The organism is Cupriavidus gilardii, assembly GCF_013347325.1.
GTDB classification, from domain to species: Bacteria; Pseudomonadota; Gammaproteobacteria; order Burkholderiales; family Burkholderiaceae; genus Cupriavidus; species Cupriavidus gilardii.
In genome coordinates this window covers 1355651-1369262 of sequence record NZ_CP054624.1, presented here as the reverse complement: position 1 = coordinate 1369262, position 13612 = coordinate 1355651, and the positions used below count along the sequence as shown (strand labels likewise).

General features: G+C 69.2%; 14 protein-coding genes. 10 read left to right on the top strand and 4 right to left on the bottom strand.

All coding sequences use genetic code 11. From position 1 onward, the window contains the following. Position 1: 1 nt before the first annotated feature. On the bottom strand, positions 2-565 hold the full coding sequence (gene mepK / locus FOB47_RS06255) for a peptidoglycan L,D-endopeptidase MepK (protein WP_174780308.1): 564 nt from the start codon (positions 563-565) through the stop codon (positions 2-4). 51 nt (positions 566-616) lie between these two features. Then, positions 617-2194 carry a L,D-transpeptidase family protein gene (locus FOB47_RS06250; RefSeq protein WP_151022559.1) on the bottom strand — a complete coding sequence of 526 codons (1578 nt, stop codon included), beginning with the start codon at positions 2192-2194 and terminating at the stop codon, positions 617-619. A gap of 205 nt (positions 2195-2399) precedes the next feature. Here FOB47_RS06250 and FOB47_RS06245 point away from each other — a divergent pair, with 205 nt between their 5' ends. After that, positions 2400-2573, top strand: a complete 174-nt coding sequence (locus FOB47_RS06245) for a DUF6726 family protein (protein WP_170265853.1) — start codon at positions 2400-2402, stop codon at positions 2571-2573. 54 nt (positions 2574-2627) lie between these two features. On the opposite strand, the gene sctR is transcribed toward FOB47_RS06245, so the two are convergent. Both sctR and sctQ read right to left on the bottom strand, forming a co-directional pair. Then, positions 2628-3287: a type III secretion system export apparatus subunit SctR gene (gene sctR, locus FOB47_RS06240; RefSeq protein ID WP_006576043.1), complete on the bottom strand. Its 660-nt coding sequence runs from the start codon at positions 3285-3287 to the stop codon at positions 2628-2630. After that, the gene (sctQ, locus tag FOB47_RS06235) at positions 3284-4453 is read right to left on the bottom strand and encodes a type III secretion system cytoplasmic ring protein SctQ (protein ID WP_244959174.1); all 1170 of its coding nucleotides are present in this window, start codon (positions 4451-4453) and stop codon (positions 3284-3286) included. Before sctQ ends, sctR begins: the two co-directional genes overlap by 4 nt. Before the next feature lie 535 nt (positions 4454-4988). On the opposite strand from sctQ, the gene sctV reads away from it, so the two are divergent. The 9 genes from sctV (at position 4989) to sctL (ending at position 13539) form a co-directional block, all read left to right on the top strand. Then, the gene (gene sctV, locus FOB47_RS06230) at positions 4989-7124 is read left to right on the top strand and encodes a type III secretion system export apparatus subunit SctV (protein WP_053823830.1); all 2136 of its coding nucleotides are present in this window, start codon (positions 4989-4991) and stop codon (positions 7122-7124) included. A 3-nt stretch (positions 7125-7127) separates the two neighbouring features. Then, the gene (locus FOB47_RS06225; RefSeq protein ID WP_006580269.1) at positions 7128-7394 is read left to right on the top strand and encodes a flagellar biosynthetic protein FliQ; all 267 of its coding nucleotides are present in this window, start codon (positions 7128-7130) and stop codon (positions 7392-7394) included. Positions 7395-7514: 120 nt separating this feature from the next. After that, on the top strand, positions 7515-9260 hold the full coding sequence (sctC, locus tag FOB47_RS06220; protein ID WP_226995064.1) for a type III secretion system outer membrane ring subunit SctC: 1746 nt from the start codon (positions 7515-7517) through the stop codon (positions 9258-9260). Continuing rightward, positions 9260-10459: a SctD/MshK family protein gene (locus tag FOB47_RS06215; protein ID WP_244959173.1), complete on the top strand. Its 1200-nt coding sequence runs from the start codon at positions 9260-9262 to the stop codon at positions 10457-10459. The genes sctC and FOB47_RS06215 overlap by 1 nt, the downstream gene beginning before the upstream one ends. A gap of 129 nt (positions 10460-10588) precedes the next feature. Beyond that, on the top strand, positions 10589-10792 hold the full coding sequence (locus FOB47_RS06210; protein ID WP_006580119.1) for a hypothetical protein: 204 nt from the start codon (positions 10589-10591) through the stop codon (positions 10790-10792). Positions 10793-10893: 101 nt separating this feature from the next. Further along, positions 10894-11322, top strand: a complete 429-nt coding sequence (locus FOB47_RS06205) for a hypothetical protein (protein WP_053823831.1) — start codon at positions 10894-10896, stop codon at positions 11320-11322. Further along, a complete protein-coding gene (sctJ, locus tag FOB47_RS06200) occupies positions 11319-12128 on the top strand; it encodes a type III secretion system inner membrane ring lipoprotein SctJ (RefSeq protein WP_244959172.1) in 810 nt (269 codons plus the stop codon). The genes FOB47_RS06205 and sctJ overlap by 4 nt, the downstream gene beginning before the upstream one ends. Next, positions 12128-12949: a type III secretion system protein SctK gene (locus FOB47_RS06195; protein WP_174780306.1), complete on the top strand. Its 822-nt coding sequence runs from the start codon at positions 12128-12130 to the stop codon at positions 12947-12949. The genes sctJ and FOB47_RS06195 overlap by 1 nt, the downstream gene beginning before the upstream one ends. Next, positions 12931-13539: a type III secretion system stator protein SctL gene (gene sctL, locus FOB47_RS06190; RefSeq protein ID WP_053823833.1), complete on the top strand. Its 609-nt coding sequence runs from the start codon at positions 12931-12933 to the stop codon at positions 13537-13539. Before FOB47_RS06195 ends, sctL begins: the two co-directional genes overlap by 19 nt. The last annotated feature ends 73 nt before the right edge of the window (positions 13540-13612 follow it).

The following is a 13612-nucleotide window of genomic DNA, read 5'->3' as shown; positions in this document are numbered from 1 at the left end:
ATCAGCCCCAGCGGCGCACGCGGCCGGTGTCGATGTGGATGAAGTTTTCGCTGCGGTAGAAGCCGACGCCGCCGGCCTGCAGCGACACGGCCGCGTCGCGCAGATCGTCCAGCGGCACGCCGGGCAGGCGGATGTCGATCGCCTTGCCGTCCATATGCAGGCTGTGCTTGGCCACGCCGCCGCCGCGCGTCTTGCGCAGGCGGGAATTGGTATGGGGGCTGCGATAGCCGGAGATGACCTGGAACGGGTTGTCGCTGCCCAGCACCGTGCGCAGCTGGTACAGCACGCCGAACAACTCGGGATCGATCGTGCCGACGTCCCCCGAATAATGGTCGCGCAGGAAGCGATTGAGCTTCAGATGGGCCTGCGGCAGGACCTGTTCGCCCATCGCATAGACCAGCGACAGATGCTCGCCGGTATGGGTGTGGTCGAAGGCCAGCGCGCGCGCGCCCGGCACATTGGCCAGCGCCAGCCTGGGCGCCAGGGCCGTCAGGCCGGCGCTCAGCGCCAGGCCGCCGGTACGTTGCAGGAAGCGGCGCCGTGCCGGATCACGTGAATACGTCATGATGTGATGTTCTAGCTTGCTTGGCTCGAAGTTGGCTCGATGTTGCCTGTCTCAGGAGGGCGGGGCGCTGGCCGCGCGTTTGGCCGGCGGCGTGGCCCTGACGGCTGGCGTATGTGAGGCCCGGCGCGCGGCGCGCTGCTGCAGCGCCTGGCCGAGCACTTTATCCTGGCCGTAAATGTCAGCGAGGAAGTATACCCGTCCATCGGCTCTTGCGATGGCCGTGCCATAAGCCAACGTTACCGGCAAGGGATTGATCAGCGAGACGGTGCTGGCCTTGCCGGCGCCCATCGCCTGCCGGATCCGCTCCTCGGTCCATTCCGGCATGTCCTTGAGCACGAACCTGGCGAGCGCCACCGGATCTTCGACGCGGATGCAGCCGTGGCTCAGGTCGCGCCGGCCGCGCTTGAACAGCTGCGGCGCCGGCGTGTGGTGCAGATAGATGGCCTGGTTGTTCGGGAACACGAACTTGATGTCGCCGAGCGCGTTCAGCGGGCCCGGCCGCTGGCGGATGCGCATCTGCCCGTCCATCACCGCCTGCATATTGGCGGCGTTCAGCTGCTTGATGACCTCGTTGCCGGCCACGAATTCGAAGCCCTGCCGGTTGAAGTAGGCGGGATCGCGCTGCAGCCGCGGAATGATCTCCTTCGTGGCGATCGAGCGCGGCACGTTCCAGTACGGGCTGAACTCGATATAGCGCATGTCTTCCTTGAACAGCGGCGTGCGCGTGTCGAGGGCCTTGCCGACGATCACCTTCATCTCGAGCCGGATATCGAGCTTGCCCTCGTGGAACTCGTAGGCGCGCAGCATGAACTCGGGGATATTGACGACGATCATGCGCGAGCCTTCCGCCAGCGGGGTCCAGCGCAGCCGCTCCATCGTCAGCACGATCTGCCGCACGCGCGCCGACGGCGGCGTATTGAGCTGGTCCAGCGTGGCCGGGCCGATCACGCCGTCCGCTTCGAGGCCATGGCGGGTCTGGAACGACTTGACCGCGGCCACAAGCGGGCCGGTATAGGTGGCAGGCACCGGCGTGCCCGCGGGCAGATCGCCAAGCGCGGTCAGGCGCTGGGCCAGCGCGGGCAGGCCGTCATAGGGTTTGCCCTCGGTCAGCTTGCGCTCGGGCAGCGCCGGCAGAGGGGACTTCCAGTAGGGCTGCGTGGCCAGCGCGCGGTAGCGGGCCAGCGCATCGCGCAGGGTGCCATACAGCGGAAACGACGGCGCGGCTTCGCGGATCGCTGCCGGCAGACGGTTCGCCGCCAGCGCGGCGCGCAGATAGCCATCGGGATCGAACGGCTTCTCCTCGGCGATATTGAAGTTCGCGCCGACCTTGCGCGGGTCGACGCGGCCGCGGTGCAGGTCGGACAGATAGCGCTGCATTGCCGCGGTCAGCGCACCGTCGAGGCGATCGGCCGCCTCGGGCGGCAGCGCCGGCCCGTTGGCGGCCTTCGCCACCGCGTCGCGCAGCATGTTGGCGTCGTAGTCCTCGGCGTCCAGGCCGTCGGCCGGTGCGTTGGCCAGTGCGGCGACTGCCTGCTGCGCGGCGGGAGTCGGCTTGCCATTGGCGAACCACAGCGGCTGGGCCAGTGCGCCGGTGGCGAAGCCCGTCAGCAGGGCGGCCAGCAGGACCATCGGCAAGGCGGTCAGCGCGCCGGCGATCCAGCGGCGGCGCCGCGTGCGGGGAACCGGGAAGGGCGATTGCAGGTCGTGCAGATGGGTCGTTGCGGCAAAAGTCATCGGCGATCCGGAAGGGCGTATCAGTCCGTATGCTAGCCCAGGATGCCGGCAGGCAAGGAATCGTGCACAATGCGCGTTCCCGCTGACGAGGCCATGCCCGATGAAACGATTGCTGATTGTATTGCCGCTGCTCCTTGCATCGGTCCTTGCGCTCGGGGGCTGCGGCGTGCTGGCCGCCCCGTGCCGGGTTGCCTCCGCGGGCCTGAAGATCGTGCCGGTGATCGGCGATGTCGCCGCGCTGCCGACCGATGCCTGCGCCGAGGTGATCGACTGAGGCAGAGAGGATGGAGAGCGAGGCCGATGCCGCGGCCGCACCGGCCGCAGCAACCTAGCGGTACGACAGCACCAGCCCCTGGATCAGCTGCGTCCACCCCTCCAGCATCACGAACAGCAGCAGCTTGAACGGCACCGAGATCGTGGTCGGCGCGATCATCGACATGCCCAGCGCCAGCAGGATCGCCGCGACGATCAGGTCGACCACCACGAAGACCAGATAGATGATGAAGCCGATCTGGAACGCGCGCGTCAGCTCCGACAGCGTGAAGCTCGGGATCAGCACCATCATGTCGTCCGGCTGCAGATCGTCGGCGCGTCCCTCCGGCCAGATCCGCTTGGCCGACTGCACGAAGAAGGTGCGGTTGCGTTCCTCGGTATGCTTGATCAGAAATTCCTTCAGCGGCCCGCTGACCGAGTCGTAGACGGTGACCACATCCCCCACGTTGAACGGCGCATTGCTCTGCGCGCGCCGCTCGATCGCGTCGAAGGCATCGGCGCCGATCGGCGCCATGATATAGGCGGTCAGGATGATCGCGATGCCGTTCAGCACCATGTTGGGCGGCACCTGCTGCAGCCCCAGCGCGGCGCGCAGCAGCCCGAACACGATCACCAGCTTGGTATAGCTGGTCACCATCAGCGCGACGAACGGCGCAATGCCGAACGCCAGGATGACGGTGAGGATCAGTACCGGGTTGTACAGATTGCCGCTCATGCGTCGCCCGCGGCGAAGCTCGACACGCGCACGCCGAGCCGGTTGCCCACCGCGATCAGCGTGCCGGTGCCCAGGATGCGGCCGCCGGCGACGATGCGCACCTCGCTCTGTTTCAGCGGCTGCGGCAGTTCGAATACGTAGCCGGGCCGCACCTCGCGCAGGTCGGCCAGCGCCAGCGAGACGTCGCCGACCTCGAAGCGCAGCGACACCTCCAGTTCTTCCAGCCGATCGAGCGCGGCCGGGGCGGCGTCCGGATGCGGCAAGTCGCGCTGCCCGTTGTTGCGGTCTTCCATGCTGTCTCCATGAGCCGACGGCGCGGCGGGGGCGCCGGTCGGGCGTTGAATCGTGATGCGGCGCCCCTCGGCCAGCGCGGGCCAGCCCAGTCCCGCGGCACCGGTGGTGCAATGGACGGCCAGCGCGCCGCCATGCGTCTGCCACTGTTCGATGCCGACGATGTCGCCGGGACGGATATCGCGCATCTCGCCGACCGCGATGGCAGTGGTGCCGATGCGCACGGCCAGCGGCACGCGCAGTTGTGCCAGCCACGGCGCCAGCGGCGTATCGGCTCCGCGCTGCAGCAGCGGCAGCGCGGCAAGGCGTTCGGGCTCGTCAAGCTGCAGGGTCGCGTGCAGCGCCTCGCTGCCGCTGGTGCCGTCGCGGTCGTCGCCGCCATCGGCGATACGCCGCAGCGTCAGGCCGAAGCAGGGCGCCCGCGAGCGCGGGCCGGCGCCATCCCCTTGCCAGGCGAACGGCTGCCGGGATACGGCGGCCGCGGCTTCCGCGACCTGGGCGAGTGCATCCGCCATCAACGCTTGCCGCAGCAGCGCGGGCAGCGTCTCCGCGGCGCCGTCCACGCCGAGCAGCCGGCGTTCGCTCGGAATATCGAACGACAGCTGTCCGCGCGTTTCGCCGATCGTGAAGGCGTAAGCGTTGCGGTGGACGTCCAGTCCGCCGTGCGAAGAGGCCGACCCGCCGGCCGCGGGGCCGTCCTGCGGCTCGAAATGCAGCAACCAGTCGGCGCCGGCCAGGCGCAACCGCAATGGCGCCGTCCGGCACAGCAGGCGATTGGCCAGGGCCGCCACATCGGCTTCGACATGCGGCAGCTCGGGCGCGGCGTCCAGTTCGCGGATCGGGGTGTCGCTGGTTCCCGGGCGATGCAGCCGCACGCGCGCACGCGCCGGCCCGCCGCGGCCCGCTGACAAGGGGCCTGCCGGCGCTGGGGATTCGCTGAGCGCAACGGATGACGTCATGAATGGCAGAGGAATGGCAAGGCCCGCCGGCGGCGCGATGCTGGCCGCAGCGGCCGCAGCCGGTGACCGAAGTACGCAAACGAAGTACGCAGCTGCATGGCAGATGCGCGACGGGAGAACGATACGGAAGCAGGTGCAGCGCCGTCCACTACGAGCCTTGGTAGGGGCGGCCCCCGGCACCCCCTGCGCAGTCCCGCTGCTACGAATCCTCGGTATTGGTCGCGTGGCGCAGCCGCCATACACTGCGCTCACCGTTCGCCAGGGGTGCGCCGCGGCGGCGTGGCTCGGCTTGCCGTGGCATCGCGTCGGGCAGGCTCGCCGGGGGAACGGCCGATCGAACCATTGCAGCGGCCAGAAGGCCCAAAAGCACGCCAATAGCACCCCAATAGCAGCCCTAAAGCAGCCCAATAGCAGCCCAATAGCAGCCCAATAGCAGCCCACATATCGCGTCATGGCAAAACTGTCGGGATTCACCAAGGGGATCGGCCCCGCGCCGGGCCTGCAGCAGATGGCTGCGGCGGCCTCGCGCCAGTCCGACATCGCGCTGACGCTGCTGCTGTTTGCGGTGATCGCACTGTTCGTGCTGCCGCTGCCGACCTTCCTGCTGGATCTGATGCTGACGATCAATCTGGGCATCAGCCTGACGCTGTTGATCGTCGCCACCTATATTCCGTCGGCGCTGTCGCTGTCGACGTTTCCCTCGCTGCTGCTGTTTACCACGCTGCTGCGGCTGTCGCTGAATATCGCGTCGACCAAGCTGATCCTGTTGCACGCCAATGCGGGCCACATCATCGAGACCTTCGGCAAGCTGATCGTCGGCAACAACGTCGTGGTCGGCGGCGTGGTGTTCCTGATCATCGCGATCGTGCAGTTCATCGTGATCGCCAAGGGCTCGGAGCGCGTGGCCGAGGTCGGCGCCCGTTTCGCGCTGGATGCGATGCCGGGCAAGCAGATGAGCATCGACGCCGACGTCCGCGCCGGCACCATCAGCGCCGCCCAGGCACAGGAGCGGCGCCGCGAGCTGGAGCAGGAATGCCAGCTGCACGGGGCGATGGACGGTGCGATGAAGTTCGTCAAGGGCGATGCGATCGCGGGCGTCGTCATTGCGCTGGTCAATATCCTGGCCGGCATCACGATCGGCACGCTGATGAAGGACATGAGCATCGGCGACGCGCTGCAGCGCTACGCGATCCTGACCATCGGCGACGGCATGGTCTCGCAGATCCCGTCGCTGCTGGTGTCGATCGCCGCCGGCGTGGTGATCACCCGTGTGTCGTCGGACGACAGCGACAGCCGCGCCGCCAACCTCGGCACCGTGATCGGCCGCCAGCTGCTGGCCCAGCCGAAGGCGCTGCTGGTGTCGGGCGTGGCGATCGCCGTGTTCCTGGTGGTGCCCGGCTTCCCCAAATGGACGTTCGCCACGATGGCGCTGGTGGTGGCCGGCTGCGGCTACTGGCTGATGCGCCGCGGCCAACGGACCGCCGGCACGGTGACCTGGATCGAGATGCCGGACGAGCGCAAGTCGGACGATACGCGCTCGGCGGTGGCGCCCGCGCTGGCGCTCGACCTGGACCCGACGCTGCGCGATCGCCTCGACATGCGCCAGTTCGAGCAGCGCATGACGATCGCCAAGAGCCAGGTCGAATCGGACTTGGGCATGGTCTTTCCGCGGCTGCGGATCGAATACCGCCCGCTGGGCGAGCCGGATACCTACGCGATCCGCGTGCAGGACGTGGTGGCTTCGCGCGGCGCGCTGCGGCCGGGCATGGAGCTGGTCGAGCCGGGCTCGCGCGCCCTGGTGGACCAGGGCCGCGCTGTGGTCGGCGCGCCGTTCGGGCCGTTTGCCGAGGCGGTATGGATTCCGCAGGACAAGCCGACCGGCCGCGCCGGCCGCGAAGCCATCAGCGACGCGCGGGCCCCGGGGGCGCCGCGCACGCTGTCCTGCGAGGAAGTGCTGGCCGTCCATGTCGGCGCGGTGATCAAGCAGCATGCCGCGCCGCTGCTGGGCATCCAGGACGTGCAGGAGATGATGCACGTGGTGCAGGCCGAGGCGCCGGACCTGGTGATGGAGCTGGCCCGCGTGGTGCCGCTGCAGCGCGTCACCGAGGTGCTGCGCCGCCTGCTGCAGGAAGACGTGCCGATCCGCAACCTGCGCACGATCTTCGAAAGCCTGGTGACCTGGGCACCCAAGGAAACCGATGCGATCGCGCTGACCGAACTGGTGCGCGTCGATCTGGGCCGGCTGATCACCAGCCGCCATGTCGGCGGCGAACGCGCGATCGACGCGGTGCTGTTCGAACCCGCGCTGGAGCAACGCGTGCAGGGCGCGATCGAAAAGGCCGCGCGCGGCAACCTGCTGCTGCTGAGCCACGACGTCACCCGCGAGATCCGAGAGCAGTTGCGCCAGCTGCTGGAAAAGGCCAACGCCGCTCGCGTGGTGGTGGTCGTCAGCGTCGACGTGCGCCGCTACATCAAGCGGCTGATCGAGCCGGTCGCACCGCGCCTGCCGGTGCTGTCCTACCAGGAAGTCGACGAGGACGTGCGCCTGGTGCCGGTTGGCTGGATCCGCAATCCCGAGGTCGAGTGAGCGATGGGCGCCGACACGATTCTCGATATCACGCGCGAGGCGCTGCTGGTGGTGCTGTGGGTGACGCTGCCCGTGGTGCTGATCGGCACCGTGGTGGCGCTGGTGGTGGCGGTGCTGCAGGCGGTCACCCAGATCCAGGACCAGAGCATCGGCACCTCGGCGCGGCTGATCGCGGTGCTGGTGTCGCTGGTGCTGCTGGGCGGCTGGCTCGGCGGCGAGGTGATGCGGTTCTCGCAGCGCGCGATCCAGACCATGCTGACCTTCTTGTAACGACAGATTCGCACGGCAGTTACGCACGACAGTTACGCACGACAGCTACGCAAAATCACGCAGTGGAAAACCGGGGAGGATATGTTGACAAGCGAACGGTTCGGACCTCGATGTCTGGCCATGGCGGGCGCAATGCAGGGCCGTCCGTCGACAGATAAGACGCTGCCGCCGCGGTATGCGGGCGCGCTGCGCATGATGGTGGCGGTGGCGCTGCTGCTCGCCCTGTGGCTCGGCGCGGCCGGGCCGCTGCACGCGGCCGACCTGAACTGGCCCGGCAAGCCGTTCCAGATCTCGGCCAGCGAGAAGCGCGTGGCGGACTTCCTGCGGGAGCTGGCTTCGACGCAGGGCACCACCGCGGTGGTCGATTCGCGCGTGGACGGCACCATCAGCGGCCGCTTCTCCGATTCGCCGCTGTCGATCCTGCGCAGCGTCTGCGCCAGCTATGGCCTGACCTACTACTACGACGGTTCGCTGCTCTATATCGAGCCGGCCGGCGAGGCCCGCAGCGAGGTCATTCCGTTCGCGCGCGGGGCAGGGGACCGGCTGAACGATGCGCTGGAACACATGCAGGTCATCGACTCGCGCTACCCGATCACGATCAACGACGACGACGGCACCGTGATGGTCTCGGGCCCGAAGCGCTATGTCGAGACCGTGCGCTCGGCGGTGCGCGCGTTCGACGATCGCGCCGTCAACGACGACCGCGCCGAGGTGCAGATCTTCCCGCTGAAGTACTCGTGGGCGTCGGACTTCCGCATCAATCGTTCCGGCAAGGACATCACGGTGCCGGGCGTCGTTACGGTGCTGCGCAGCCTGTACGGGCGCCAGCGCGCCGGCACGGCGACCACGCCGGTCAGCATGGGCCCGAGCCGCGGCGCCAGCCGCATGGCCGAGCTGCGCAGCGGCGGGGCCAACAACATGACGCTGCCGCAGGCCAATCCGCGCCAGGTGCTCGAGTCGATGAACGACGGCTCCACCGGCATCGGCCAGCCCGGCTTCGGCAACTGGGGCTTTGGCGGCCTGCCGCAGTTCCAGGCCGATACGCGGCTGAACGCGGTGATCGTCCGCGATGTTCCGGAACGGATGGCGCAGTACCAGCGCCTGATCTCGTCGCTCGACGTCAAGCCGCGGCTGATCGAGATCGAGGTCACGATCATGGACATCAGCCAGGAAAACCTGGACAGCCTCGGCGTCGACTGGCGCCTGCATACGCGGCACGTCGACCTGCAGCTTGGCGGTGGCGGCGGTTCGCCGCTGACCTTCGGCAATGCGCGTTCGGAGGGCGGCACCACCGGCAATACCGCCGGCTCGGGCCTGCAGTTCACCGGCGCGATCGGCAACGACGTCACGCGCTACCTGTTGACCCGCGTCAAGGCGCTGGCCGAGCGCGGCCAGGCCAACTTCGTCGCGCGGCCCAAGGTGCTGACGCTGGACAACACCGAGGCCGCGCTGGAGAACATGCGCGAGTTCTACGTGCGCGTCGACGGCTTCCAGGATGCCGGCCTGTTCAACGTGGTCGCCGGCACCGCGGTGCGGGTGACGCCGCTGGTGATCGACGAGCGGGAAGGGCGCGCGGTGATGCTGAGCATCGATATCGCCGATGGCGACCTGTCCGGCGAGACCGTCGACAACATCCCCATCGTGCGGCGCCGCTCGATCACCACGCAGGCGATGGTCGACGAGGGCAAGAGCCTGCTGATTGCCGGCTATACCGTCGAGGAGAAGCTGCGCGCGTCGTCGGGCGTGCCGTTCCTGCAGGATGTGCCGATCATCGGCAACCTGTTCAAGTACCAGGAGAAGCGCCAGGCCAACATGGAACGCTTCTACCTGCTGACACCGCGTCTGGTGATGCCGGGGATGAGCTGATGGCCACGTTGCACGCCGATCCGCACGCCGATTCGTACGTCGATCCCCACGCCGATCCGCTTGCCGGCCCGCCGCGCCAGGAGGCCGGCGCCGCCGGCTGGACGCTGCGGCTGCTGGGCGGCGCCGTCTACGGGCGGGTGATCTCGTTGCGGCGCGGTGCCAATGTGCTGGGCGCCGCCAGCGACGTCGACATCAGCGTGCCCGGCGACGACGTGCAGCCGCGCCATCTGGTGCTGAACGTCGGCGAGCTGGCGGTGTCGGCCGAGCGCATCGGCGAGGCGCAGGTCAAGGTCAACGGCCGCGACACCACGCAGCGCGTGATCGCGCTGGCCGGTGGCGACATCCTGACGGTCGGCTCGCTCGACATGGAGTTGCTGCGCGCCGCGCCGGCGGCTTCCGAGACTACCGACACGCTGTTCGCGTGGGCCGAATCGGGCCGCCGCGCCGCGCGCGCCGACAGCGACGAGCCGGTGCGCCAGTCCAGCCGCTGGGTGCTGGGCGGCATCGGCGTGCTGGTGGTGGCGCTGCTGATCGGTGCCGGCTGGCTGGCCGCCACGCTGTCGCAAGACGGCGGATTCGCCCGTACCGCGCAGGTCGACCCGGCCGCGGTGCGCGAGACCGTCGCCGGCTATCCGGAATTGGAGGTGGTGTCGCTGCCCAACGGCGCGGTCGCCGTGCGCGGCTTCGTCAATTCGCGCGTCGATCGCCAACGCATCGCGCAGGCGCTGGCGCCGTTCGGGCGCGGCGTGCAGCAGCAGGTCCGGTCGGCCGACGACATCATCGAACACATCCAGCGCTACGTCGACGAGCCGGGCGTGGGCATCGCCTACCAGGGCAACGGCCGCGTGGTGCTGACCGGCACGGCGGACCCGGTGGCGGGCCGCGACAAGGTCAAGCGCGTGATCGAGGACCTGCACCCCGGCGTGCTGGTGTCCGACCGCATCGACTACCGCGAGACCGCCGACAGCCGGCGGCGCCATCTGCGCGAGGGCCGCTGGGACAACTGGCAGGGCGTGTTTCCGGCGCGGGTGGTCAGCATTACCGACAACGGCGACGGCACGCGCTATGTGCAGCTGGCCAACGGCAGCCGGTATTTCGAAGGGGCGGTGCTGAAGAACGGCGCCGAGATCGAGAAGATCGAAGCGGACGGGCTGGTGCTGAAGGAAGGCAAGGGCGGCGAGCCGCCGCCGCAGCGCTAGGGAGCGCTGGAGTGCGCGGCAGGAATTCGCCGCGGTCTCTCGCAAGGGACCGCGGCAGATCGGTTCCGCATCGCCGATGCGGAGTGTTTGGCAGTACCACTTGAGTACCACTTGACGAAGGAGATGGAAATGGCTGGTGAAGTCGATCTGAACGCCAAGATGCAGGAAATCCAGCAGAAGGCCCAGGAGTTCTCGGTGAACATCATGGCCCTGCAGGACACGCTGACCCGTCAGAACGCTGTGGTCAGCAGCGAAATGGCGCACAACACGCAGAAGGCCAACCTGGTCCAGGGCGCGATGCAGGACGTCAAGCAGACGTCGAGGACCAACTGACGGCGGCGGGGTCGCGCGCGTCGCCGGACGGCCACGGCGCCGGTCCGGCGCGCCGCGCACCCTGACCCGCTTGTCCCTGATTTCAGTCGAGGAGAACAGCGATGGATCCCACCGCGATCGCCGCCCAAGGCGCCGTTGCCGATACGGCTACCGTGTCCGCGCACCAGCAGGCGCCACAGGCCAACCAGGCCGCCGATCCGGCCGACGCGCGCACGTTTGCCGAGATGGTGCAGCATGGCGCCGCCGGCGGCACCACCGCCAGCGAGCCGAGCTCGTCGTCGCTCGGCGCCGCGATCCGCACCACCTATGTGTCGGCGGGCGAAGAGGCGGCACGCCAGGCCGCGCGGCTCGACGAGATGCGCGAGAGCATGTTCGCCGCGATCCAGCAGGGCAGCACCAGCGACGTGGTGTATCAGGCCATGATGCTTCAGACCGAATCGCTCGAGTTGTTCTCGTCGATCCATGTCACGTCGAGCATCGGCAGCGCGGGCACCAATCTGTTCAACAGCCTGCTCAAGAACCAGCAATGACGCCGATCTCTGCGGCTTCGGCCATGCCGGCCACGCGGCGGCGCCGGCTGTCGCGTCTTGCCCCGCTTGCACTGGCGCTGCTGCTCGCGGCCTGCCGCGTCGATCTCTATGCCTCGCTGAACGAGGCCGAGGCCAACCAGATGCTGGCGGTGCTGACCGCCGAGGGCATCGACGCCGACAAGGTCCGCGCCGGCGAGACCGGCTGGAGCGTGCGCGTCGACGAGGCGCAGCTGCCCGCCGCGCTGGAGATCCTGCGCAGCGAAGGGCTGCCCGGCGAGCGCTTCTCGTCGCTGGGCCAGGTGTTCCAGAAGCAGGGACTGGTGGCGACGCCGACCGAAGAGCGCATGCGCTATATCTTCGCGCTGTCGCAGGAACTGTCCGAAACGCTGCGCAACATCGACGGCGTGGTGACCGCGCGGGTGCATGTGGTGATCCCGGCCACCGATCCGCTGTCGGACAAGATCCGGCCGTCGTCGGCGGCAGTCTTCATCAAGCATCGTCCCGACACCGACCTGCGGCTGCTGGTGCCGACGGTCAAGGACATGGTCGCCCACAGCATCGAGGGCGTGACCCACGACAAGGTCTCGCTGTCGCTGGTCGAGGCGCGGCCGTTTACGCCCATCGGCCCGGTGGCCCGTGCACCGGCCAGCCAGGGGTTCCCGGTCGGCCGCTTCGCCGCGATCGCGGGGGCGGTGATCGCCGCGCTGGCGCTCGCCGGGATCGGCGTGCTGGCGTGGAAACGCGGCGGCCTGCGGCAGGCGTTGGGCCGCCTTGGCGCCCGTCCGTCGACGAGGAGCCGTGCCTGATGGTCGCGCTGGCCGCGCCGGGTCTGCCGCATGGCCTGCATGCGTCCTCGCATGTGCCGTCGCTTGCGCTGGCCCGCGCGGTCGCCGATTTCGCGCAGCGCCCGCTCGCGCATCAGCATCCGAGCTGGCTGCCGCGCGAATGGCCGCTGCCGCTGCGCAAGGCTGACCGCTTCGGCCCTGCCGCGGCGCAGATATTGGCGGGGCCGCTGGCGCTCGGCGGCGACGAACCGGCGCGCGGGCGATTGCTGCAGGCCTTGCTCGACGGGCGTGGCGACCCGCTGGCAAGGCTGGTGCTGCTCGATCGCAGCGCGCTGCGGCTGCTCGCGGTCTGGTGCGGCATGGCGGTGCACAAGCCCGGCTTCGCCAGCGAGCGCAGCCGCCTGGCGCAGCAGCTCGACGGCAGGCTGGGGGCGCTGGCGCAGCCGCTGATCGGCACGGTGCCGTACCGGCTGCGGCGCGCCGCGCGGCGCTTCGATCCGCAGGCGGTGGCCTTTATCCTGAAGCGCGTGCCCGATCTGCCGGACCTGCCGATGAATCTCGATCCCATTCGCGCGCGGCCATCGTCCGCCGCCCGCGTGATGGCCGAACGCGGCTACCGGCTGCTGTGCGGCCTGGTGCAGGCGCTGCCGCCGGCGGCCAGCGGCACGGCACAGGGCGATGCCCCATCCGCGCTGTTGAACGCGGTGCGGCGCAAATTCCCGCGGCGGCTCGCCGCGCTGCCGGTGCCGGCGCTGAGCCGCCCGCAGGCCGCGCAGCTGCGCGAGCTGCTCCTGCTTAATCTGATTCCGGAACGGTTTCCGACATGGCACTGGCTTTTCTGATCACCAGCGAGAACCTGCAGCTGCTGTCCGAGCGCAAGGTCCTGAAGGAGGCCGAGTACGCGGCGCTGATGGACGCGGCCGAGGTCATCGAGGCCGCCCGCCGCGAGGCGCACCGCATCACCACCGACGCGCAGCGCGACGCCGAGCAGCGGCGCCAGCACGGCTACCGCGACGGCTGGGCCAAGGCCCAGGCCGAGCACGCCGCCGCGCAGGTCAGCGCCGCGGCGGAGGCGGAGCGCCAGCTCGGCGCGATGCGGCGGACCATGGCAAATATCGTGATGAAGGCGGTCCAGCAGATCGCCGGCGAGCTCGATCCGGACATCATCCTCGAGGTCGCGCTGCAGCGGATCGACGTGCTGGTCCGCAGCGAGCCCTTCATCACGATCCAGATCCCGCTCGGCCGCGAGCAGGCGGTGCGCAACCTGCTCGATGCGATGGCCGAGACGCTGGACTGGCCGCGCCGCGCCAACGTCGTGGTCGAGCCCAGCCTCGAGCCCGATGCCTGCCGCATCCTGACCCCGTCCGGCACGATGGAGGTGGGGCTGCAGGCCCAGCTCGAAGCGTTTGCGCGCCGTGTGCAGGCGGGTTGAGGCTGCGAGAGGCCGACAACATGTCCATCACCACCATGTCGTTCCCCCGCCGGCGGGAACCCAGCGTCTTTCA

Coding starts and splice junctions, on each gene's coding strand:
- mepK (WP_174780308.1), bottom strand. CDS start 565: ATGACGTATTCACGTGATCCGGCACGGCGCCGCTTCCTGCAACGTACC.
- FOB47_RS06250 (WP_151022559.1), bottom strand. CDS start 2,194: ATGGTCCTGCTGGCCGCCCTGCTGACGGGCTTCGCCACCGGCGCACTG.
- FOB47_RS06245 (WP_170265853.1), top strand. CDS start 2,400: ATGAAACGATTGCTGATTGTATTGCCGCTGCTCCTTGCATCGGTCCTT.
- sctR (WP_006576043.1), bottom strand. CDS start 3,287: ATGAGCGGCAATCTGTACAACCCGGTACTGATCCTCACCGTCATCCTG.
- sctV (WP_053823830.1), top strand. CDS start 4,989: ATGGCAAAACTGTCGGGATTCACCAAGGGGATCGGCCCCGCGCCGGGC.
- FOB47_RS06225 (WP_006580269.1), top strand. CDS start 7,128: ATGGGCGCCGACACGATTCTCGATATCACGCGCGAGGCGCTGCTGGTG.
- sctC (WP_226995064.1), top strand. CDS start 7,515: ATGGCGGGCGCAATGCAGGGCCGTCCGTCGACAGATAAGACGCTGCCG.
- FOB47_RS06215 (WP_244959173.1), top strand. CDS start 9,260: ATGGCCACGTTGCACGCCGATCCGCACGCCGATTCGTACGTCGATCCC.
- FOB47_RS06210 (WP_006580119.1), top strand. CDS start 10,589: ATGGCTGGTGAAGTCGATCTGAACGCCAAGATGCAGGAAATCCAGCAG.
- FOB47_RS06205 (WP_053823831.1), top strand. CDS start 10,894: ATGGATCCCACCGCGATCGCCGCCCAAGGCGCCGTTGCCGATACGGCT.
- sctJ (WP_244959172.1), top strand. CDS start 11,319: ATGACGCCGATCTCTGCGGCTTCGGCCATGCCGGCCACGCGGCGGCGC.
- FOB47_RS06195 (WP_174780306.1), top strand. CDS start 12,128: ATGGTCGCGCTGGCCGCGCCGGGTCTGCCGCATGGCCTGCATGCGTCC.
- sctL (WP_053823833.1), top strand. CDS start 12,931: ATGGCACTGGCTTTTCTGATCACCAGCGAGAACCTGCAGCTGCTGTCC.